Annotated in this window: 1 protein-coding gene; it reads right to left on the minus strand. The window is 61.7% G+C overall.

Translation table 11 applies throughout. The features are described 5' to 3' along the window. Positions 1–236, minus strand: a 236-nt coding sequence (locus tag FQ664_RS27530; RefSeq protein WP_218570417.1) for a hypothetical protein, incomplete at its 3' end; no start/stop codon positions are given. Between the last annotated feature and the right edge of the window lie 85 nt (positions 237–321).

The following is a 321-nucleotide window of genomic DNA, read 5'->3' on the forward strand; positions in this document are numbered from 1 at the left end:
ATGTACAGAAGAGCACTGTGCTGCAGTCCGCGCTCAACGGCGTACTTCAAAGCAGCATCTCCCTCGCCGACACCATGGTAAGGAAGCTGGCCGGAACTCTCGCGGTGGTGCAAGCCGCGTTGGACCAAGCGCAGATCGCCGCTGAAGGCGGCAAGCGGGAAACCAGGATGCCAAGTGAAGTCGCCTCCGACGCAACTGCGCGCAATCTGGATCGATTGTCCGCCGACGGCGAGCATCGCAGTGGCTTCCTCGTAGATGCACGGCTTTCGGCCAGGAGCAGATACCTGGCTGGAACCGCAACTGGGAAGGCCGGTGCTGAGA

The organism is Pseudomonas persica, from assembly GCF_900291015.1.
Classification (GTDB): domain Bacteria; phylum Pseudomonadota; class Gammaproteobacteria; order Pseudomonadales; family Pseudomonadaceae; genus Aquipseudomonas.